This window comes from uncultured Microbacterium sp. (assembly GCF_945952435.1).
Classification (GTDB): domain Bacteria; phylum Actinomycetota; class Actinomycetes; order Actinomycetales; family Microbacteriaceae; genus Microbacterium.
The window spans coordinates 100,044-119,715 of sequence record NZ_CAMFHZ010000008.1; the positions used below are offsets into that span (position 1 = coordinate 100,044).

Here is a 19,672-nt window from a genome sequence, read left to right on the forward strand (position 1 = left end):
CACCATGCCCCCCTTCCACCGGATCCCGGCCATGCTCGCCGCCCTCGCACTCGCCACGGCCCTCGCCGGCTGTTCGGTGAGCGTCGTCGACGGGACGTCGCCCTCCCCTGACACGAGCCGTCAGGACCCGACGCCGGCACGGGAGACGGATCCTCCCTCGACCGCGCAGGGTGCCTCGGACCGCGCCTCTCTGATCGCCGCAGCCACGCGCACCGTTCGTTGCGACGGCGAGTACGCGCTCATGGACGATGCGATCATCGTGCGAGTCGAGGGGGCGTGCGACCACGTCATCGTGAACGCTTCCGGCTCGCAGCTCGTCATCGACGATGCCGCGCTCGTCGAGGTGATCGGCAGCAGCAACGTCGTGCTCGCCGGCACCGTGCAGACGGTGCGCGTCAATGGAAACGCGAACGTCGTGCACTGGACCGGCGCGACGCCGACGGTGAGCGACATCGGATCCGCAAACACACTGACGGCGGGCTGACATGGCGGAGATCCGGCCCCGCATCCTGCTCGTTGACGACGACGATGCGATCACCGGCACCCTCGGCCCCTTCCTGGAGCGCAGCGGCTTCGACGTCGACATCGCCGCTGACGGCGCTCAGGGACTCGTCGCGGTGGAGCGGCACGCCCCCGACCTCGTCGTCTGCGATGTGCTCATGCCGCATCTCGACGGCCGCGAGCTCGTGCGCCGTCTGCGAGCGCGGCGCCTCTGGCTGCCGATCGTCCTGCTCACCCAGGTCGGCGAATCGTGGGAGCGCAGCGCAGCCCTCGACGAGGGCGCGGACGACTACCTCAACAAGCCCTTCGCTCCTCACGAGCTCGTCTCGCGTATCCGTGCGGTGCTCCGCCGCACCGCGGCCGGCAGTCCCTCGCTCGCCGCAGCCGCACGGCTGAGAGCGCATGAACTCGTCCTCGACCGCACCGCGCGGCGGGCTTGGCTCGACGACGCCGAGCTCACACTCACCCCGAAGGCGATGACCCTGCTCGAATACCTCATGCTGCATCCCGACGAGGTGCACACCAGGGACCGCCTGCTGGAGACGCTGTGGGGATTCGACTTCGCGACATCGAGCCGAGCGGTCGACCATCGGGTCGCGGAGCTGCGCCGCGTGCTCGGCGACGATGCCACCGCGCCCCGGTTCGTGGAGACCGTGCAGAGCTTCGGATACCGTTTCGCCGCTCCGGTGGGGCCGGCATGAGCGCCCGCGGCGCCACCGACCCGGCAGCGGAACCGCTGCGGCCGTCCGCCCGCCGCGGGCCGCGCGTCATCTCGTGGATCCTCGCCGTCCTGCCGATCCTCGCCGGCGCTGCCGTCGCCGTCGTCCTCGCCGCTGCCGGCGAGTCGCGGCGGATCGTCTCGACGCTCGCGCTGCCGGGGGCCGCGCTGCTGGCCGGTGCGCTGCTGAGCGCGGTGGCGCTGGGCGCCCTCACGCTCGCGGCGGCCCGCATCCGACGTCGCCGGAGGGACGCTGCCCTCCGCGCCGATGCCTCGGCGCGGGGCGCGCAGCAGGAGCGCGAGCACCACGCCCGCTTCCTCGCGCGCCTCGACCATGAGCTGAAGAATCCTCTCACCGCGATCCTGGCGGCCTCGGCGGCGGCGCAGAACGGCGCCGGCGGCCCCCCGGCGTGGCCGATCGTCGACCGACAGGCGGCGAAGCTCGGCGCACTGGTGCGCGATCTGCGCAAGCTCGCCGAGCTGGAATCGCGCCCGCTCGAACGCGAGCGTGTCGACCTCGAGCCGCTCCTCGTCGAGGCGATCGCCGCGCTCGCCGCCCAGCGCCCCGATGCCGGATCCCGGATCGCGCTCGCCGTGACTCGCGTGCCCTGGCCCGTGCCGCCACTCCGGGCCGACCCTGATCTGCTCTCGCTCGCCGTCGACAACGTGCTCAGCAACGCGGCGAAGTACTCGGATGCGGGTCCGATCGAGGTGCGCCTGCGGGAGGAGGCCGGGCAGGCCGTGATCGAGGTCGCCGACACGGGCCGCGGCATCCCCGTGGCCGACCTGCCGCACGTGTTCGATGAGCTCGGACGTGCGCAGAACGCCCGCGACCTCCCCGGTTCCGGCATCGGCCTGAGCCTGGTGGCCGCAATTCTGCGCCGGCATGGCGGCACTGTCGACCTGCGTTCCGCCGAGGGCTCGGGCACGGTCGTGAGGCTGCGGCTGCCGCTCGCCTGACGCCTCGGCCACGGCGCACGCTGAGGCGGATTCACAGCAGAGCAGGACAGGCTCGACCCGTGTCCTCGACCTCCCCGGCCGGCCTGTGGCGGATCACGCTGCCGATCGGCGTGATCGGTGCGCTGCTCGGCGTCGCGGGATCGTGGATCCCCTCGTTCTGGGGCGACGAGGCGGCGAGCGTCATGTCCGCCTCGCGGTCCTGGCCCTCCCTGTGGGGGATGCTCCAGCACGTCGACGGCGTGCACGGGGCGTACTACGCCTTCCTGCACGTGTGGATCGGCGTCTTCGGCGCGGGAGAGTTCGCGGTGCGTTTGCCCAGCGCGATCGCGGCGGGGTTCCTCGCCGCGGGAACCGCGCTGCTCGCGGGGAGGTTCGGCGGTCCGAGGGCGGCCGTGACGGCGGGCCTCATCGCGTGCCTGATCCCGCGCACGGTGCTCATGGCCGCCGAGGGACGCTCCTATGCGATCGGATCCGCGATCGCCGTGTGGCTCACGGTGCTGCTCGTGCTCCTGCGGGAGCGCCCCGGGCATCGGTGGGCGTGGGCCGGGTACGCGCTCGGGGTCGCGGCGAGCATCTACGTCTTCCTCTATCTCGCCCTTCTCGTCGCCGTGCACGGACTGTTCGTGCTCCTCCTCGCCCGTCGTCGCCTGCTCCCCTGGGCCGCCGCGGCCGCCGCGGGGGTCGCGCTCGCCGCGCCCGTGATCGTGCTCGCGGCGATCCAGCGCGATCAGATCGGCTTCCTCTCCGCGCGGGACTACCTCACGCCGCTCAACGTCCTCGCGCTGCAGTGGTTCGATCCCGTGACGGCCTGGCCCTGTCTGGCGCTCCTCGTCGTCGGGGTCGTCTGCGCCGTCCGCGATCGCCGGATCCACCCCGCCGAGAGCCGGCTCGCCGCCCTCTGCCTCATCTGGGTCGCGCTGCCCACGGGCGCGATCCTCCTGGCGAGCGTCACGATCGCGCCGATGTACACCGTGCGCTACCTCTCCTTCTGCACGCCCGCGGCGGCGATCCTGGTGGCGCTCGGGGTGCTCGCGATCGCGCGCGCGGCGCGGAGGCTCCTCGGCGTGCGCACGTCCACGGCGACCGGCGTGCTCCTCGCCGTGCTGCTCGCCTCGTTCGTGCCGAACGCGATCGTCCAGCGCATGCCGTTCGCGAAGGACGACAGCGACGGACGGGAGGCGGCCGCGTACCTGCAGACGCACGCCCGCGCGGGCTCCGCCGTCGTCTTCGACGACCGTCCGAAGAACTCCGAGCAGCCGCGCCTGTTCGCCGCGACCTACCCTCACGCCTTCCGCGGGCTGCGGGATCCCGCCCTGCTCGTGTCGTTCCGGGAGCGGACGGGGCTCTGGGATCGGACGCGGCCCAATGCGGCGCTCGGCGTCGCGGACCTCGGACCCGACGTCTGGGCGCTCGAACGCGGTGCGTCCCCGAGCGCCTCGCCGGATGTGCGGCATCTGGAGTCGCTCGGCTATCGGGTCGTCGAGACCCATCGCGTGCACGTCACCACGATCCTGCACCTGACGCTTGATAGTTAGATTTCAAACTGTTAGAGTTCTAACCATGTCGATCGAAGAACGTCTCAGCGTGGCCATCCGCACGCTCGCCTTCGCGCAGCGCGCGGCGGGCGACGAGTGGGTGCGCGACAGCGGCCTCACCCGGCAGCAGGCGTTCACGCTCGGCTACATCGAGGAGCACCAGGACCGCGGCGTCATCGCGCGCGAGCTCTCCGAGGTGTCCGGCACCACGCCCGCCTCGGTCACGAGTCTCCTGCAGGGGCTCGAGGAGCGCGGGCTCATCACGCGCCGCGCGTCGCCCGACGACTCGCGCGTGAAGTTCGTCCGCGCCACCGCGGAGGGATCCCGTCTCGTCGTCGGCTTCGACGACGCCATGCGCGAGGCCCAGGCCCGCGTCTTCGCCCCCTTGACCGAGGCCGAGCAGGAGACACTGCTCCGCCTCCTGCAGAAGACGATCGACGGATCCGGCATCCCCGTGATGCAGGGGCCACCGGCCCGCAGATCCGTCGATCGCCCCGGCCGTCCACGCCGGACCGGCTGAGCCCGGCCCAGAACGGGAGCCCGGCCCGGACCACCTGAGCCCGGCCCAGAACGGCATCCTTCCCGCGAGTCGCCGGCTTCCGCGGCCCCGCCGCACCGCCGTCGCCCTCTTCGGCGTGTCCGCAGGACGCGGATCCACGCCACCCACCGCGTCCCGCGTCCCTTCGTCGCGCCCCCGACCGACCCCTGGAGGTCCCCATGTCCCGCAACCGCCTCTCCCTGGCATCCGCGCCGATCTGGCGCGCGCTGCTGCACCTCTGCATCCCGATGATCGCCGGCATGTCCGTCGGGGTCGTCTACAACCTCATCAACGCCGGTTTCATCGGCGCCTTGCACGACACGTCGCTGCTCGCGGCCCTCGCCTACTCGATGCCGGTCTTCGCGCTCATCATGGCCGTCGGCGGGGTCTTCGGCGTGGGCGGCAGCACCTACGTCTCCCGCCTGCTCGGCGCCGACGGCGGGGAGGACTCCTCCCCCGTGCGGGCCAAAGAGGTCGGCTCCTTCACGTTCTGGGGCTCGCTCGCGACCGGTGTCGTCGTCGGCATCGCCGGGCTGCTGCTCGCCACCCCGATCGCCGCCGTCATCGGTGCGACGGGGCCCGCGCTCGCGCCGACCGCGCAGTACATCGGTGCGATGTTCGCCTTCACCCCCGTGCTCGTGCTCTCCTTCTCGCTCGAACAGCTCGTGCGGGCCGAGGGCGCCGCGACCGCCTCGATGATCGGGCTCATCGCCTCCACGGTCGCGAACCTCGTCTTCGACGTCGTCTTCATCCTCGGCCTCGGCTGGGGCGTGCTCGGTGCGGGCATCGCCCTGGGGCTCTCGAACGTCGTCATGGCGGGCTACTACGTGTGGTGGCTGAGCCGCCGGTCCACGGCGGTGTCGCTCGCCCCCCGCTGGTTCCGCGCCGATCGCGAGATGCTGCGCACCGTCTTCGGCGTGGGCGTGTCCGAGCTGCTGATGTCGTCGTTCCTGCTGGTCAGCGCCCTGGTGATGAACTGGGTGGGCACCGGCTACGGCGAGGCGCTGCTGGCCTCGATGGGGATCGCGCAGCGCGTCGTGCAGCTGCCGGAGATGATCTGCATGGGCATGTTCCTCGGTGCTCTCCCCCTCTTCGCCTATGCCTTCGGTGCGGGCGACCACGCCCGCCTGCGCGGGGCGATCGCGCGCGTCGCCCTCGCCATCGCGGCGTTCACGGTCGTGTTCTCCGGGCTGGTGCTGCTCTTCAAGGATCCGATCCTGCGCCTCTTCAGCACTGACCCCGCTGTGCTGTCCGACGGATCCGCCCTGCTCACCGCGATGCTGATCTCCACGCTCTTCAACGGCTTCACGGGCCTCGCGATCGCCGTGTTCCAGGCCACCGAGCAGATGCGCAACGCGACGATCATGTCGGTCGCCCAGGGTGTGCTGTTCATCCCCGTCATCCTGCTCGGCAACGCCGTCATCGGCCTGCCCGGCGTGATCTGGGCGATGGCGGTGACGGAGTTCCTGACGTTCCTGCTCGCCGCCGTGCTGTTCTGGACCTCACGTCGTGCGCTCGACGCCGCGCCGTCCCCCGAGGCCGCGGCGAGCGCGGCCGAGGTCGCCGCGGAGGACGCCGATCCGGCGACGGCGTCCGCGTGAGCCGCGACGGTCGGGCCGCGACCGCTCAGACGGGGACGTAGAGGACGATCGAGAGCCCCGGCGCGTCGGACGGCACCAGGCTGTGGTGCTCGAAGACGCGCCGGCCCTGGACGGGGTGCTCGAAGACCCGTCGACGGGAGGAGAACCGTTCGACGGCATGCTCGGCCCAGTGGATCCGGAAGTCGTCGCTCGCCTCCTGCAGGCGGGCGACGAGTGCACGGTGACGGTGCGACCCGAGCCGCACGCCCGATTCCGCGCGGAACTCCGCGAGGAACCGACGGCTCTCCTGGTCCCAGTCCGGCAGCATGCGGCGCAGTTGCGGATCCGTGTAGACGAGCCAGAGCAGGTTGCGATCGGCGGGCGCGAGAGTCGCGATCGGCTCGTAGAGCCCGGCGTAGGGCGCGTTCCAGCCGACGATCGCCCAGTCGCTCGCCACGACGAACGCGGGGAAGTCGAGGGCGTCGACGAGCCTCTGGAGGTGGCTCGGGAGCCGTTCCGGCTCCTCGGCGACCGTCTCGTCATCGGGACCGGCGAGGTGCACGACGTAGTCCATCTCCGCGGCGCTCAGCTGCAGCACGCGCGCGACGGCGCCGAGCACCTGCCGGGAGACGCCGATGTCACGGCCCTGCTCGAGCCAGGTGAACCAGCTCGCGCTGACGCCGGCGAGCGCCGCGACCTCTTCGCGACTGAGCCCGAGGTCGCCGCGCCGCGGTGCGGACGGCAGACCGAGCGCGGAGCGGCTCGCCGCACGACGTCGGGTCGCGAGGAACTCGCCCAGTTGCTCGCGGCGGGGGGTGCGCGGACGGATCATGCGAAAACAGTACTCCGAGTACTAGTACAAAGCCTCCCTGCCCGGGGACTCGGCACGAGCACCGGTCGGGTCCACAATGGGGGCATGGTCGCTTATCGCTCTCGCACGGTCACCCACGGACGCAACATGGCGGGCGCCCGCGCCCTCTTCCGCGCCGCGGGCGTGAACGGCGCGGACCTCGGTCGCAAGCCCATCATCGCCGTGGCCAACTCGTTCACCGAGTTCGTGCCGGGCCACACCCATCTCGCCCCGGTCGGACGCATCGTCTCCGAGGCCATCAGCGAGGCCGGCGGCATCCCCCGCGAGTTCAACACCATCGCGGTCGACGATGGCATCGCGATGGGTCACGGCGGCATGCTCTATTCGCTGCCCTCGCGCGACCTCATCGCCGACTCCGTCGAGTACATGGTCAACGCGCACTGCGCGGATGCGCTCGTGTGCATCTCCAACTGCGACAAGATCACCCCCGGCATGCTGCTCGCAGCGCTCCGCCTCAACATCCCGACGGTGTTCGTCTCCGGCGGCCCGATGGAGGCGGGCCGTGCCGTGCTCGTGGACGGCACCGTGCGCACGCTCGACCTCGTCGACGCGATCAGCGACGCCGTCAACGACAAGATCTCGGACGCCGACATCCTGCGCATCGAGGAGTCGGCCTGCCCCACCTGCGGATCCTGCTCCGGCATGTTCACCGCGAACTCGATGAACTGCCTCACCGAGGCGATCGGCCTGTCCCTGCCCGGCAACGGATCGGTGCTCGCCACGCACACCGCCCGTCGCGCCCTGTACGAGAAGGCGGGGTCGCTCGTCGTCGAGAACGCCCGCCGCTACTACGAGGACGACGACGACAGCGTGCTGCCGAAGAGCATCGCCACCTACGCCGCGTTCGGCAACGCGATGGCGCTCGACATCGCGATGGGCGGATCCACGAACACGATCCTGCATCTGCTCGCCGCGGCGCACGAGGCCGGGGTCGAGTTCGGTCTCGCCGACATCGACGCGATCTCGCGCAAGGTGCCGTGCCTCGCGAAGGTCGCCCCGAACTCCGCCGGCGGCCGCACGTACTACATGGAGGACGTGCACCGCGCGGGCGGCATCCCCGCCCTGCTCGGCGAGCTGCGCCGCGGAGGGCTCCTCGACGACCAGGTGCACACGGTGCACGCCGCGACTCTCGGGGAGTGGCTGGACGCCTGGGACGTGCGCAGCGGTTCCGCCTCGGACGAGTCGCAGGACCTCTGGCACGCGGCGCCCGGCGGCAAGCGCTCGTCGACCGCGTTCTCGCAGTCGGAGCGCTGGGAGGCGCTCGACCTGGACGCCGAGGGCGGCTGCATCCGCGACGTCGCCCACGCCTACTCGAAGGACGGCGGTCTCGGCGTGCTGCACGGCAACGTCGCCGAGAACGGCGCTGTCGTGAAGACGGCCGGCGTCGACGAATCGATCTGGACGTTCTCGGGACCCGCCGTGGTCTGCGAGTCCCAGGACGAGGCGGTCGAGAAGATCCTGAACAAGCAGGTCAAGGAGGGCGACGTCGTCGTCATCCGCTACGAGGGCCCCAAGGGCGGTCCCGGCATGCAGGAGATGCTCTATCCGACCTCGTTCCTCAAGGGCCGAGGCCTCGGCAAGGCATGCGCGCTCATCACCGACGGCCGCTTCTCCGGCGGCACCTCCGGGCTGTCGATCGGGCACATCTCGCCCGAGGCGGCGGCGGGCGGCGTGATCGCGCTCGTCGAGGACGGCGACATCATCTCGATCGACATCCCGACCCGCAAGCTCGAGCTCGAGGTGCCCTGGCAGGAGCTGGAGCGCCGCAGGGAGCACCTCGAGGCGAACGGCGGCTACCGTCCGCGCAACCGCGTGCGCGAGATCACCCCCGCGCTGCGCGCCTACGCCCACTTCGCGCAGTCGGCCGACAAGGGCGCGATCCGCATCGTCCCGGAGCTGTGACGCCCCCGCGGGCCGCGGGCGGTGCGGCGCGCACGCATCTTCGGCTCGAAGGGCGCGTATCCCGCCGAACTTTCGGATCCGTTTCCGGTGCGTGTCGAAGACGGCGAGCGCCGACGACCTCGGCCTCGCGGTCGGCACCCCCGCGACGGCCCTGTTCAAGGCCTCGCACGCGATCCTCGCGACCGTCTGATCCCCCGACGCCCGCGCGCTCAGCGGCTCGATGCGGCCCCTGTGCGCTCGTAGAGCAGGATCATGCTGCCCGCCCCCACGTGACGAGCCGTGCGGTGGTAGCCGAGGTCGGTCAGGTCCCGTTGCCCCCAGGTGTCGACGACGCCCTGGAAGTTCAGTTCCACCAGCCACACCCGGTCCACGCCGTCGAAGCGTCCGCGCTCGGCGGCGTGCGCGATCGAGAAGGTCTGGTCGTACCAGGTGTACGAACGCGTGAACGGCGTCTTCAGCAGCAGGTCCGTGGTGTTCGCGAAGGGAGCGGGATTCGTCGCCTTCGCGAGCCGGGTGCGTTGCGAGGGCCTCGCCCCGTCGTCGAAGACGATGCCGTCGCCCGGTCGGGCGTGCGTCTGGATGTACGCGGCGATGTCGTTCCAGTCCGACTGGTTCTTCGCGTACGGGCCGCGTTGCAGCACCGCCACGGGCACCGCCGCGACGAGCACCGCCGCCGCGGCGAGCCCCGCGATCCACCGTCCCCGGCCGAACGCGGCGAGCCGGCGCACGCCGAGCGCCATCACGATCGCGACCGCGGGCGCCGAGAACGTGCCGTAGCGCGCGGTGTAGACGGCCGTGAACGGCGTGACGGCGAACAGCACGCCCATCGGCAGCACCATCCAGCACAGCGCGACGACCTCCAGGCGCAGTCCGAGCTCGCCGCCCCGGCGACGGATCCGCACGACCTCGGCCACGAACGCCGCGACCGCGACGAGGATGAGCGCCCACGCGAGGATCGTGAACCACCACTCCTGGAACCACATGTTCTTCAGCACCACCTCGGCGGTGACCGACTCCCGCACGGCGAGGAACGCGATCTGCCGCCGCTGCAGGAAGCCGAACCACGCGAGCGGCGAGCACAGCACGAAGGCGATCGCCGTGCTCGTCGCCCACGCGCGCCACCGACCGCGCAGCGGCGCGGAGAGCAGGACCACGGCGCCGATCGCGACCGCCATGAGCGCGAAGTACAGGAAGGTCCAGATCGCGACGGTGAAGACGGCCGTGTAGGCGATCCACCACCCCCGCGCCGATCCCTGTCGCCGCCCGATCTCGACGACGATCACGACGAGCACCGCGGCGAAGGCCGCCCCGATCGCATAGGAGCGCGCCTCCTCGCCCGCGAAGATGAGCCGCGGCAGGGTCGCGGTGAAGGCGCCGGCGAGGACCGCGAACGGCAGGGTCCCGAACCGCCCGCACAGCCACACGACCGCCGTGGTGCAGACGCCGATCGCGAGCGCGGAGGGGAAGCGGATCGAGAACGGGCTGGGCCCGAAGACGTCGATCCAGCCGTGCAGCCCGAGGTAGTACAGGCCGTGGACCGCATCGACGTAGCTCAGCATGTGCCACAGCGAGCCGAGCGGCCTCGTCGCGGACATGAGGCTCGCGGCTTCGTCCCCCCACAGCGAGGGGATCCAGCTTCCCGCGGCGCTCGCGGCGACGGCCAGCACGCCGACGACCGCGGCCCAGACGCCGAGGCGCCGCGGATCCGCCCGCTCCCCGGTCGTCGGGGGCGCCAGCGCGTCGGTGGAGGTCACGGGGTCCGAGCGTATCGGGCGCTCCTTGGGGGCGCCTCGGAGCACGCCGTGCCCGCACCGGGGTTCACGGGCGCGTCCCCGACGTTCACCTCCCCGTCACCTCCCGGCAATCCCACACCGGGCTCCGAATATCCTGGAGAGGTGCCTCTCCCCTCCTCCCTCCGACGCGTGCGCACCGCGGCCCGGCGGCTCAAGCGCGCCATCGAGGCGGAACGCATCGCGTTCTGGCGTTCTCGTCCGATCCGTCGCGACCAGGTGCTCTACGAGTCCTTCGCCGGCAACGGGGTGCTGTGCAACCCCGAGGCGATCTTCCGTCGCCTCCTCGACGACCCGGCGTACGCGCACCTGAGGCACGTCTGGGTGATCGCCGACGACGCCGCGATCGCACGGTTCCGTGCCGAGTTCGCCGGCCACGACCGCGTGTCGTTCGTGCGCCGCGGATCCGCCTCCTACCGCCAGGCGCTCGCCGTGAGCGGCTGGCTCGTGAACAACGCGACCTTCCCGACCTGGTTCGGCAAACGCGAGGGGCAGGTGTACCTCAACACCTGGCACGGCACCCCGCTCAAGCTCATGGGCTTCGACATGCCCTCGGGGGCGGTGCAGTCGGCGAACACCCTGCGCAACTTCCTCATGGCGGACTACCTGCTCGCGGCGAATCCGTTCATGGCCGAGACGATGTACGAGCACGCCTACCGGCTCACCAACGTCTACCCTGGCGCGATCGTCGAGGAGGGCTACCCGCGCATCGACCGGCAGCACCTCGACGCCCCCGCGGAGGAGGCGGTGCGCGCCGAGCTGGAATCCGACGGACTGATCCTCGACGGGAAGCCGATCGTGCTCTTCGCACCGACCTGGCGCGGGAGCACGTTCGACGATCCCGAGGACAACATCGACGAGCTCGAGCTGCAGCTCCAGGCCCTGCAGGCCGGGGTCGGCGACGAGTACGTCGTCGTGCTCAAGACGCACCAGATCGTGCACGCCCGCGCGGCGGACAGACCCGAGCTGGCGCGTTCGCTCGCCCCGAACACGATCCCGACCAACGTCCTCCTGGGCGCCTCCGCCGGTCTCGTCACCGACTACTCGTCGATCTTCTTCGACTACCTGGCGACCGGGCGTCCCGTCGCCTTCTTCACCCCGGACGCCGATCTGTACTCGTCCGGGCGCGGAACCTACATGCCGCTGGACACCCTCCCCGGCCCCGTGTCGGACGACGCGGAGGCGACGGGGCGCGCCCTGCGCGCACTCCTGGCCGACGGTGCGCAGCCGCATCCGCAGTACGCCTCGTGGGCCGAGCGCTTCACGCCGTTCGACGACGGAGGGGCCACCGCGCGCGTCGTGGACATCGTCTTCGGCGGGCGGACCGAGGGCTACCGGGTGCGATCCGCGGCGCGCGACGGGCGTCGCCGCCTGCTCGTGTACCTCGGCGGGATGAAGCCCAACGGCATCACGACCTCCGCGATGAACCTGCTGAGCGCCCTGGATCCGGAGAAGTACGACGTGACGGCGCTGCTGCCGAAGCGGCGACTGTCCACCGATCCGTTCACGCAGGCGCGGATCCCCTCGACCGTGCGGCAGGTCTTCCGCACCGGCGGGATGAACGGGTCGAAGGCCGTGCACCTGCGTCGTCGGATCGACGATTGGCGCGGGGCACCCCGGCAGACCGGCACGGAACCGTGGCACGAGAACCTCTGGCGTGCCGAATGGGCCCGCGTCTTCGGCGACGCGCGCTTCGACTGGGTCGCCGACTTCAGCGGGTACGGCCCGCTCTGGACGAGCCTGCTGCTGCATGCGCCGGCCCCCGAGGACGGTGGGCCGGCTCCGATCCGCGCCGTGTGGATGCACAACGAGATGGCCGCCGATCGCGAGCGCACGGTCAATGGCAAGGCGCACATGCGCCGCGGCCTCGGCGCGGTGTTCGCGATGTACCGCCAGTACGACGAGCTCGTCTCCGTCTCGCACCAGCTCACGGAGCTGAACCAGGTCGAGCTCGCCGAGTACGCGCCCGCGGACCGCTTCCGGACCGCGCGCAACTTCCCCGACGTCGAGCACGTGACGCGGGGCATGCGCCGTCCTCTCGCCGAGTTCTTCGACGACGAGGACGAGGAGGGCATCGACGGCATCGTCGTCCCGCGCCCGGCGTGGTACGAGGCGCTGCAGGCCGACGAGGGCGAGCTGCGCTGGTTCATCACGGTGGGCCGCCTCTCCCCCGAGAAGAACCACGCCCGCCTCATCCGCGCCTTCCTGGAGGTGCATGATGAGCATCCGGAGACCCGGCTGCTCATCGTCGGCGGCGGCCCCCTCCGGGACGAACTGCAGCAGCAGATCGACGACGCGGGTGCGAGCGACGTCGCGTTCCTCACCGGCCCTCAGCGCAATCCCTACGCGCTGCTCGCCGCGAGCGACTGCTTCGTGCTCTCCAGCCTCTACGAGGGACAGCCGATGGTGCTCATCGAGGCGGCGATCTGCTCTCTGCCGATCGTCTCCACCTCGTTCGGCTCGGTCTATGGCGCGCTCCCCGAGGGCGCCATCCGGATCGTGCCGCAAGACGATCGGGCCCTCGCCGACGGCATGCGGGCGTTCCTCGCCGGGGAGGTCCCCGCAGCCCACCTCGACGTGGACGCGTACCGCGCCGACGTCATGGCCGAGTTCGAGGCGCTGCTCGACGGCTGATCCGACTGCCGGGTCCTCCGGCACGGCGCGATACGCGCCCGCGCCTCACACGTCAACCCCCTCGGACGGTTGCCTTCCCCGGCCTAGCGTGACGGCATGAGCGACGTCATGACGGACCCGAGGACGAAGTATCCGGCCCTGCCGGATCCGCGCGATCCCGGAACGGATCAGCCGGGGCTCACGGACGAGACGGAGCCGCGACCCGACCACGGGGAGCACAGCTATCGGGGATCGGGACGGCTCACCGGGCGACGCGCGCTCATCACGGGCGGCGACTCGGGGATCGGGCGGGCCGTCGCGATCGCGTTCGCGCGCGAGGGCGCCGACGTCGCGCTGAGCTACCTCCCCGACGAGCAGAAGGACGCGGAGGAGACCGCGGAATGGGTGCGCAAGGCCGGCGCCGCGGAGGCCCTGCTCCCCGGCGACATCACCGACGAGACGCTGTGCCACGATCTCGTCGCCGATGCGGCCGAATGCCTGGGCGGACTCGACCTCCTCGTCCTCAACGCGGGCTATCAGCGCAGCAGAGACGACGTCGACGAGATCCCCGCCGAGGAGTTCGACCGGGTGATGCGCACCAACCTGTACGCGCCGTTCTGGATCGCGCAGGCGGCGCTGCCGCACCTGCCTCCAGGATCGTCGATCATCGTCACCACCTCGATCCAGGGCTTCGACCCCTCTCCCGGCCTGTTCGACTACGCACTCACGAAGGCCGCGCTCGTCGCGTTCGTGCAGATGCTGGCGGAGCAGCAGGGCCCGCACGGGATCCGCGTGAACGGCGTCGCGCCCGGCCCGATCTGGACGCCGCTGATCCCCGCCACGGGCTGGCCGACCAAGCTCCCCGACTTCGGCGAGGATACGCCGCTCGGGCGCCCGGGACAGCCCGCGGAGCTCGCCGGCGCCTACGTGTTCCTCGCCTCCGAAGACGCGTCCTACGTGTCCGGCGGGATCATCCCCGTCACGGGCGGGCGCCACCTGTGACCACCCACCGAACGGAGACCCCCGTGAACGACGAACGAGCCGAAGACCTGACCACGCACGCCGAATGGGGCGCCGGCACGCCCCGGCTGCTCGTCTCCTCTGCCGAGACGACGCAGTACGTGTACGAGATCCCGCCGGCCGGTGCCACGATCGGATCGGGCCAGGACTGCACCCTGACGCTCGACGGCGCGGATCCCCTGCACGCCGAGATCACCCATGACGACGACGACGAGTACATGCTCGTGCTGCACGCCGAGGGCGAGACGAGCGCGAACGTGGAGAAGGCGGCCGAGGAGCAGCACCGTGAACGCGTGCCGCTGCGTACCGGCGCGCAGTTCTCCGTCGGTCCCTGGCGTCTCGTGTTCCAGAGGGACGAGTTCGCCGACCACGGCCGACCGTTCGGCGGCCGAGAAGGCGGAGAGGGATCGGATCAGCCGGTCCAGGACGCGCGTCCCTCGTACGCGCAGGGCCCCCGGAGCGCGTCCGACGACGCGCCGACGGGATCCGAGGAGACGGCCGACGGCGAGCCCTACGCGGTCAACGCGCAGGGCGACCCGGTCGCGGATCCCCAGCCCCCGGCCGACGCCTGACCGGATCGAACCGGGGCGCGCGACCCGCCGCCCCGGTTCGCCGTCGCATCCCGCCGCGGCGTCGCGCAGGCCGCACAATGGTGAGCAGACGCGCATGCGCGCACCCGAGGGAGGTCCGGCGAGATGGGCAGATTCAGCTACGAGGGACAGACCCATGCGGATCTGGACGACCGGGCGCTCGCGCACGTGCAGATTGTCATCGCGAACAAGCTCCGCCGCGGCGAGCCTTTCTACTTCACCTGGCGGGACGATCCCAGCCTCGGCCACGGGCGCACGTCGGTCTGGATCCACCCCACCTGCAGCATGGTGTTCAAGTTCCACGGCAGCCGACGCCCTCCGTTGAACCGACTGTGGATCGACGCGCTGAACCAGCTCGCCAACACCCCGGCGGGACTGCGCCTGGTGCCCGAGCCGACGACCGTCGTCGACATGCACGTCGACGAGAACGGTACGCCGCACTGATTCCGGCGCGCACGGCGCTGAGGGAGCTGCGAGGTCAGGACTCGGAGGGGACCAGCGGAAGCTGAGGGCCGTGGTTCCACGCGAGGATCGCCGGCTGCTCGCGGGAGAACCCCAGCACGGAGACGGAGCCGGCGTCGAGCGTGATCGCGGCGCCGAAGCGGGGCGCCTGACGCAGGAAGACCGCGGTGAGGATGCGGAGGTAGTGGCCGTGCGCGACGAGGGCTACGTCCCCCTCCGCCATCGCGGGGAGCACGCGGGTGAGCACCCGCGAGGCGCGCGCCGCGACCTCCTCGACCGTCTCGCCCGGCGTCGCCCCGCGGATCACGCCGTGGGTGAAGGCGCTCCAGTTGTAGCCGAGCTCGGCGCGGATGTCCTTGGTCGTGCGCCCCTCGTACCCGCCGTAGTCCCACTCCCGCAGCATCGGGTCGATCTCGGGCGTGAGTCCGGCGAGCTCGGCGGTGCGCCGGGCGCGCTGCAGCGGCGACGACAGCACGAGACGGAAGTCGTACCCGGTCACGAGCGCACCCGCGAGCCGTGCGAGCTCCTCGCCGCGGGGCGTCAGCGGGACGTCCGTGGTGCCCGTGTGCCGGCCGCTGCGCGACCACTCGGTCTCCCCGTGTCGCAGGAGCACCAGCTTGCCCTGGGGGTTGTCGGGAGCGGGACGGTCGGGCAGCGGGTCGAGGATCTCCACCTCGCCACCGTACGCCCTGCGCGGCGTCGCGGCGTTCAGGCGGACGCCAGCGCGCCGGAGCGCACGCGGAACCACACCGTCAGCTCGGCGAGCGCGCGCATCACGGTCGATGTCGCGGCGCCCGCGTCGAGGTCGGAGAACGAGTCGCGGTATCCGCGCGGCACGTCCTCCCCCGCACGACGGAACGCGCAGTAGCCCATGCTCCAGTCGGCGAAGCGGCGCTGGTCGATCGGCTCTTCGAGCAGCACCGTCATGTCGTGGTGGCGCCGATCCCGTCGGATCCGCTCCGCAAGCTCCTCGACCGCCTCTCGCGCCCCTTCGAGCACCTGGATGAATCGGCCGTCGCGATGGAGGAGCATTCCCGTGATGCCGTGCTCCGCGTTGAACGTCCTGCACTGCCCGAGCAAGTGCTCGAGCGCGGTCTCCCGCAACGGCTGCGATGCAGTGCTGGTGTAGACGAGGGCGACGAGGCCGTCCCGCCCGTCGCTCACGGAACGAGCCCGACTTCGGCGGGGGCGGAGTCCGTGCCGCGACCTGCGTCGACGACGGCGGAGGTCGCGTCGTCGAGCGCGGAGAAGTCGCCGACGACGCCCCCGCGGGCATCGAACGCCCGGTATCGTCCGTCGCTCTGCAGATCCACGTATCCGAGGAATTCCCCCCGGCGACTTCCTACGTGGAAGCCCTTCTCCACGCACGCCCAGAGGACGTCGGAGGTGTTGTCTGCGATGGTCACGTCCGAACTCTACGAACGCCCACCGACAATGTCCCGGGCCTTGCGTTCCGGGGTGCGGCGCGCTACGCGCACGCGCATCCCGAGCACGCGGCTCAGTCGATGTCTCGCCGCCGGATGGCTCGTGCGGCGACGGCGACGAGGACGGCGCCGATGAGAACGAGCAGGACGGCCCGACCCGGGTGGGGATCCCCTCCAGGGAGTTGCGGGACGAGGGCGAACGGCGAGACGAGAAGTGCTTCCCGCGGCAGGATGCGGAACTCGACGGCGAACTCCAGAGCCTGGAACGCCCCGACGGCGATGAACGCGACAGCGGCGGCGGCGCGCGGGACGGTGGCCAGCAGCAGCGCGGCGAGCGCGACGAAAACCCATGCCGCGGGCGCCCGCAGTGCACCGGCGAGGGCCACGACGCCGAACGACCCGGCATCCGTGCCGAGCTGTGCGATGCCGATGCCGAGCCCGAAGGCGATCAGCGCGATGAGGGCCGCGAGAGCCCCCACGAGAGGATGGGCCAGCAGCCAGCGGGACCGGGGGACGGGGCGGGAGAGGACGGCCTCTGCGCGGCCGCTCGTCACCTCCCCGCGGAGCCGGAGCGCGATCTGGACACCCAGGATCGCGGCGAACAGCGGGGAGAGGTACAAGGCCACCTGGACGAGGCCGGAGGCGCTGCCTGCCGCGCTCCCGAGCGTGATGTCGATCTGCCGATCCACCGTGGAGGCCACTCCTCCGATGAGGAGCCCGACGACGAAGGCGCCGACAGCGCCGCCGATGACCGCCCCGCGACTGGTGCGCAGGGCGAGGGACACAGGCCCGCGCAGAGCGGGGCTCGCGTGCGCCGGCCCCACCCGCTCGGGCATGAGCCCGGCGCCCAGGTCGCGACGGGCCGCGATCCGGATCGCGACCGCGTCGAGCGCGATCGTGAGGGCGAGGGCGGGCAGCAGCATCGAGGCGTTGTCGGCGGCGAAGGGATGCACCGCGGCGATCCATCCGAACGGCGACAACCAGTAGCCATTCCCGCCGAGGGCGTCGCCCGCGCCCCGGAGCAGGAAGAACGCCGCGATGAACGCGATGCAGAGACCGGTGGCGCCCCTGGTGGTCTGCACGATCTGCCCGACGAGCGCGGCGAGCGCTGCGCCGAGCACGCCGAACGAGGCGACCTGTGCTCCGACGAGCAGGGAACCGGTGACCGAGGCGCCCAGACCGAGGAAGCCGACCCCGACGACGATCGCGGCCGCCAGCGACCCGGCCGCGGTCGCGCCGAGCGCGGCCGCCAACGGTGCAGCCCGGCCGATGGCCGCGGAGCCGAGCATCTCGCTCGTGCCGTTCTCCTCGGGCGTCCGGGTGTTGCGGAGCATCGTGAGCACGGAGGCGACGCTGAGGACGAGGGAGGCGATCCCCATGATCCGCCACAGGGCGATCCCGCCTGCGCCGGTGCTGGAGAGCGGACCGATGATGAAGAGTTCACCGGCGCTGGCGTTGACGGACTCGGCCAGCGCCTCCCTCGCGGCAACGGTCGGGTAGGTCGCGACGATGCCGGCGGCGACCACCGACAGGAGCAGACCGGAGAGGAGATACCAGGCGGAACCGTGCAGCCGTTCCCTGCGCAGCGTGAGCCCGAGCATCGAGCGAGTCCCAGCGAGGGTGCTCATGCCGTGGCCCCCACCCGGCCGACGTCGGCGCCGCTCTGCCCGTAGTAGTGCAGGAACAGATCCTCCAGCGTGGGCGGGGCGACGGTGAGCGTTTCGATGCCGAACGAGACGAGCCGGGTCATCACCTCGTCGAGTCGGGTCGCCGTCAACTCGACCCGATTCCCGTCCACGGTGAGCTTCTCGATGCCGGGAAGCGCATCGAGTCCGGTCGGCGGGTGAGTGAGCGTGGCGGTGATCACGGTCGTGGCGTGCCCACGCAGTTCGGCCAGGGTGCCGGTGTCCACGACATTCCCGGCACGGACGATGCTGACCCGATCGCAGAGCTGCTCCACCTCGGAGAGGATGTGGCTGGACAGCAGGACGGTACGGCCCGCGTCGCGGGCTTCTCCCACGCACTGCTTGAAGACGTCTTCCATCAACGGGTCCAGGCCCGTCGTCGGCTCGTCGAGGATCAGCAGTTCCGCGGTCACGCTGAGCGCGGAAACCAGGCCGACCTTCTGGCGATTGCCCTTGGAGTAGGTGCGCGAGCGCTTGGTCGGGTCCAGCTCGAACCGCTCGATCAGCGCGTCACGGCGACGGCGGTCCTCGCCGCCGTGCATCCGTGCGAGCAGATCGATGATCTCGCCGCCGGTCAGGTTCGGCCACAGGCTCACATCGCCGGGCACGTAGGCGAGGCGCCCGCGGACCTCGGGCGCGGCCGTCCACGGGTCGCGTCCCAGCACACGAGCCGTGCCGCTGTCGGCGCGCAGCATCCCCAGCAGCACGCGGAGCGTCGTGGACTTGCCCGCACCGTTCGGCCCGAGCAGGCCGTGCACCTCCCCGGGACGGATCGTCAGATCCATCCCGTCCAGCGCCCGCGTCCGGCCGAACGTCTTGGTGATGTGGTGCAACTCCACGGGGTCCGTCATAGCCATCATAATACATACGATTCGTGAAGTATGTGAAGTATCGATAGAGTTCATCTCAGACCGACGACGGGAGGCGGCGATGGCCGAGCAGGACGAGAAGTTCGTGGACCGGTTCGCGGACGTGCTGGCGCGATCGGGATGGCCACGCATGTCGGCGCGCATCTTCGCAACCCTCATGTCCACTCCCGACGGGGCGCGCACCGCCGCCGAGCTCTCCACGCTGCTCGGCGTCGGCCCCTCGGCCATCTCCAACGGCGCGAAGATGCTCCGCTCTCTCAGCCTCGTCGACGTGCGACGACAGGGCGACCGTCAGATCGTCTACGAGGTGCGCCCCGACGCGTGGATGGAAGCCGTGGCACACCAGGACGCCGAACTGCGCACCCTCGAGGGGATCCTCACCGACGGAGCCCGGGGTACCGCCGATCCGCACGCCGCGCACCGGCTGATCGAGACCGCCGACTTCTTCGCTTTCCTCCGCGCCGAGCTTCCGAACATCGTCGAACGCTGGCGGAAGACCCGCTGACCGGTCGGACGGATCTCAGACCCCGCCGATACGTCCTGCACGGATGACGCCGGTGCCCCCCGATCGAACCCTCACCCGGTACGCGCCGACGCCGCCGGCGGTCCCGCAA

At 71.3% G+C, this 19,672-nt stretch carries 19 protein-coding genes; 12 read left to right on the top strand and 7 right to left on the bottom strand.

Annotated features, from left to right (window positions below):
- Positions 1–4: 4 nt before the first annotated feature.
- The 6 genes from Q0P88_RS06155 (at position 5) to Q0P88_RS06180 (ending at position 5,853) form a co-directional block, all read left to right on the top strand.
- Complete coding sequence (locus Q0P88_RS06155) at positions 5–484, top strand: DUF3060 domain-containing protein (protein ID WP_295012169.1); 480 nt, start codon at positions 5–7, stop codon at positions 482–484.
- Between the two features lies 1 nt (position 485).
- Entirely contained in the window at positions 486–1,202 is a 717-nt protein-coding gene (locus Q0P88_RS06160; RefSeq protein WP_295012171.1) for a response regulator transcription factor, read from the top strand.
- Positions 1,199–2,179, top strand: a complete 981-nt coding sequence (locus tag Q0P88_RS06165; protein ID WP_295012173.1) for a sensor histidine kinase KdpD — start codon at positions 1,199–1,201, stop codon at positions 2,177–2,179. The genes Q0P88_RS06160 and Q0P88_RS06165 overlap by 4 nt, the downstream gene beginning before the upstream one ends.
- Before the next feature lie 59 nt (positions 2,180–2,238).
- Positions 2,239–3,714: a glycosyltransferase family 39 protein gene (locus Q0P88_RS06170; RefSeq protein ID WP_295012175.1), complete on the top strand. Its 1,476-nt coding sequence runs from the start codon at positions 2,239–2,241 to the stop codon at positions 3,712–3,714.
- A 25-nt stretch (positions 3,715–3,739) separates the two neighbouring features.
- Entirely contained in the window at positions 3,740–4,234 is a 495-nt protein-coding gene (locus Q0P88_RS06175; RefSeq protein ID WP_295012177.1) for a MarR family winged helix-turn-helix transcriptional regulator, read from the top strand.
- 197 nt (positions 4,235–4,431) lie between these two features.
- Complete coding sequence (locus tag Q0P88_RS06180; protein WP_295012179.1) at positions 4,432–5,853, top strand: MATE family efflux transporter; 1,422 nt, start codon at positions 4,432–4,434, stop codon at positions 5,851–5,853.
- 25 nt (positions 5,854–5,878) lie between these two features.
- Here the strand turns inward: Q0P88_RS06180 and Q0P88_RS06185 are convergent, their stop codons facing one another.
- Positions 5,879–6,664 carry a helix-turn-helix transcriptional regulator gene (locus Q0P88_RS06185; protein ID WP_295012181.1) on the bottom strand — a complete coding sequence of 262 codons (786 nt, stop codon included), beginning with the start codon at positions 6,662–6,664 and terminating at the stop codon, positions 5,879–5,881.
- An 84-nt stretch (positions 6,665–6,748) separates the two neighbouring features.
- Between Q0P88_RS06185 and ilvD the strand changes: the two genes are divergently transcribed.
- Positions 6,749–8,605, top strand: coding sequence for a dihydroxy-acid dehydratase (gene ilvD / locus Q0P88_RS06190; protein ID WP_295012183.1), 1,857 nt, complete (start codon positions 6,749–6,751; stop codon positions 8,603–8,605).
- Positions 8,606–8,814: 209 nt separating this feature from the next.
- Here the strand turns inward: ilvD and Q0P88_RS06195 are convergent, their stop codons facing one another.
- Positions 8,815–10,359: a glycosyltransferase family 39 protein gene (locus tag Q0P88_RS06195; RefSeq protein WP_295012185.1), complete on the bottom strand. Its 1,545-nt coding sequence runs from the start codon at positions 10,357–10,359 to the stop codon at positions 8,815–8,817.
- 141 nt (positions 10,360–10,500) lie between these two features.
- Between Q0P88_RS06195 and Q0P88_RS06200 the strand changes: the two genes are divergently transcribed.
- From Q0P88_RS06200 to Q0P88_RS06215, 4 genes are all read left to right on the top strand, one after another.
- The gene (locus Q0P88_RS06200) at positions 10,501–13,029 is read left to right on the top strand and encodes a glycosyltransferase (protein ID WP_295012187.1); all 2,529 of its coding nucleotides are present in this window, start codon (positions 10,501–10,503) and stop codon (positions 13,027–13,029) included.
- Positions 13,030–13,137: 108 nt separating this feature from the next.
- Positions 13,138–14,010 (top strand): SDR family oxidoreductase, encoded by an 873-nt coding sequence (locus Q0P88_RS06205; protein WP_295012237.1) that lies wholly within the window; start codon positions 13,138–13,140, stop codon positions 14,008–14,010.
- A gap of 23 nt (positions 14,011–14,033) precedes the next feature.
- A complete protein-coding gene (locus Q0P88_RS06210) occupies positions 14,034–14,600 on the top strand; it encodes an FHA domain-containing protein (protein ID WP_295012189.1) in 567 nt (188 codons plus the stop codon).
- 123 nt (positions 14,601–14,723) lie between these two features.
- Positions 14,724–15,062, top strand: coding sequence for an ATP-dependent DNA ligase (locus Q0P88_RS06215; RefSeq protein ID WP_295012190.1), 339 nt, complete (start codon positions 14,724–14,726; stop codon positions 15,060–15,062).
- Positions 15,063–15,096: 34 nt separating this feature from the next.
- On the opposite strand, the gene Q0P88_RS06220 is transcribed toward Q0P88_RS06215, so the two are convergent.
- The 5 genes from Q0P88_RS06220 to Q0P88_RS06240 all read right to left on the bottom strand — a co-directional run bounded on the left by Q0P88_RS06220 (position 15,097) and on the right by Q0P88_RS06240 (position 19,040).
- Positions 15,097–15,753 (bottom strand): histidine phosphatase family protein, encoded by a 657-nt coding sequence (locus tag Q0P88_RS06220; RefSeq protein ID WP_295012192.1) that lies wholly within the window; start codon positions 15,751–15,753, stop codon positions 15,097–15,099.
- A gap of 35 nt (positions 15,754–15,788) precedes the next feature.
- Entirely contained in the window at positions 15,789–16,244 is a 456-nt protein-coding gene (locus Q0P88_RS06225; RefSeq protein ID WP_295012194.1) for a BLUF domain-containing protein, read from the bottom strand.
- Positions 16,241–16,486: a hypothetical protein gene (locus Q0P88_RS06230; protein ID WP_295012196.1), complete on the bottom strand. Its 246-nt coding sequence runs from the start codon at positions 16,484–16,486 to the stop codon at positions 16,241–16,243. Before Q0P88_RS06230 ends, Q0P88_RS06225 begins: the two co-directional genes overlap by 4 nt.
- Positions 16,487–16,578: 92 nt before the next feature.
- On the bottom strand, positions 16,579–18,132 hold the full coding sequence (locus tag Q0P88_RS06235; protein WP_295012198.1) for an ABC transporter permease: 1,554 nt from the start codon (positions 18,130–18,132) through the stop codon (positions 16,579–16,581).
- Positions 18,129–19,040 (bottom strand): ABC transporter ATP-binding protein, encoded by a 912-nt coding sequence (locus tag Q0P88_RS06240; protein ID WP_295012200.1) that lies wholly within the window; start codon positions 19,038–19,040, stop codon positions 18,129–18,131. The genes Q0P88_RS06235 and Q0P88_RS06240 overlap by 4 nt, the downstream gene beginning before the upstream one ends.
- A gap of 79 nt (positions 19,041–19,119) precedes the next feature.
- Here Q0P88_RS06240 and Q0P88_RS06245 point away from each other — a divergent pair, with 79 nt between their 5' ends.
- The gene (locus Q0P88_RS06245; protein ID WP_295012202.1) at positions 19,120–19,563 is read left to right on the top strand and encodes a GbsR/MarR family transcriptional regulator; all 444 of its coding nucleotides are present in this window, start codon (positions 19,120–19,122) and stop codon (positions 19,561–19,563) included.
- Positions 19,564–19,672 lie beyond the last annotated feature (109 nt).

Bases quoted from the DNA above. Each gene is read 5' to 3' on its own strand.
- Q0P88_RS06155 (WP_295012169.1), top strand. From the start codon at position 5: ATGCCCCCCTTCCACCGGATCCCGGCCATGCTCGCCGCCCTCGCACTC.
- Q0P88_RS06160 (WP_295012171.1), top strand. From the start codon at position 486: ATGGCGGAGATCCGGCCCCGCATCCTGCTCGTTGACGACGACGATGCG.
- Q0P88_RS06165 (WP_295012173.1), top strand. From the start codon at position 1,199: ATGAGCGCCCGCGGCGCCACCGACCCGGCAGCGGAACCGCTGCGGCCG.
- Q0P88_RS06175 (WP_295012177.1), top strand. From the start codon at position 3,740: ATGTCGATCGAAGAACGTCTCAGCGTGGCCATCCGCACGCTCGCCTTC.
- Q0P88_RS06180 (WP_295012179.1), top strand. From the start codon at position 4,432: ATGTCCCGCAACCGCCTCTCCCTGGCATCCGCGCCGATCTGGCGCGCG.
- Q0P88_RS06185 (WP_295012181.1), bottom strand. From the start codon at position 6,664: ATGATCCGTCCGCGCACCCCCCGCCGCGAGCAACTGGGCGAGTTCCTC.
- ilvD (WP_295012183.1), top strand. From the start codon at position 6,749: ATGGTCGCTTATCGCTCTCGCACGGTCACCCACGGACGCAACATGGCG.
- Q0P88_RS06205 (WP_295012237.1), top strand. From the start codon at position 13,138: ATGACGGACCCGAGGACGAAGTATCCGGCCCTGCCGGATCCGCGCGAT.
- Q0P88_RS06215 (WP_295012190.1), top strand. From the start codon at position 14,724: ATGGGCAGATTCAGCTACGAGGGACAGACCCATGCGGATCTGGACGAC.
- Q0P88_RS06235 (WP_295012198.1), bottom strand. From the start codon at position 18,132: ATGAGCACCCTCGCTGGGACTCGCTCGATGCTCGGGCTCACGCTGCGC.
- Q0P88_RS06240 (WP_295012200.1), bottom strand. From the start codon at position 19,040: ATGACGGACCCCGTGGAGTTGCACCACATCACCAAGACGTTCGGCCGG.
- Q0P88_RS06245 (WP_295012202.1), top strand. From the start codon at position 19,120: ATGGCCGAGCAGGACGAGAAGTTCGTGGACCGGTTCGCGGACGTGCTG.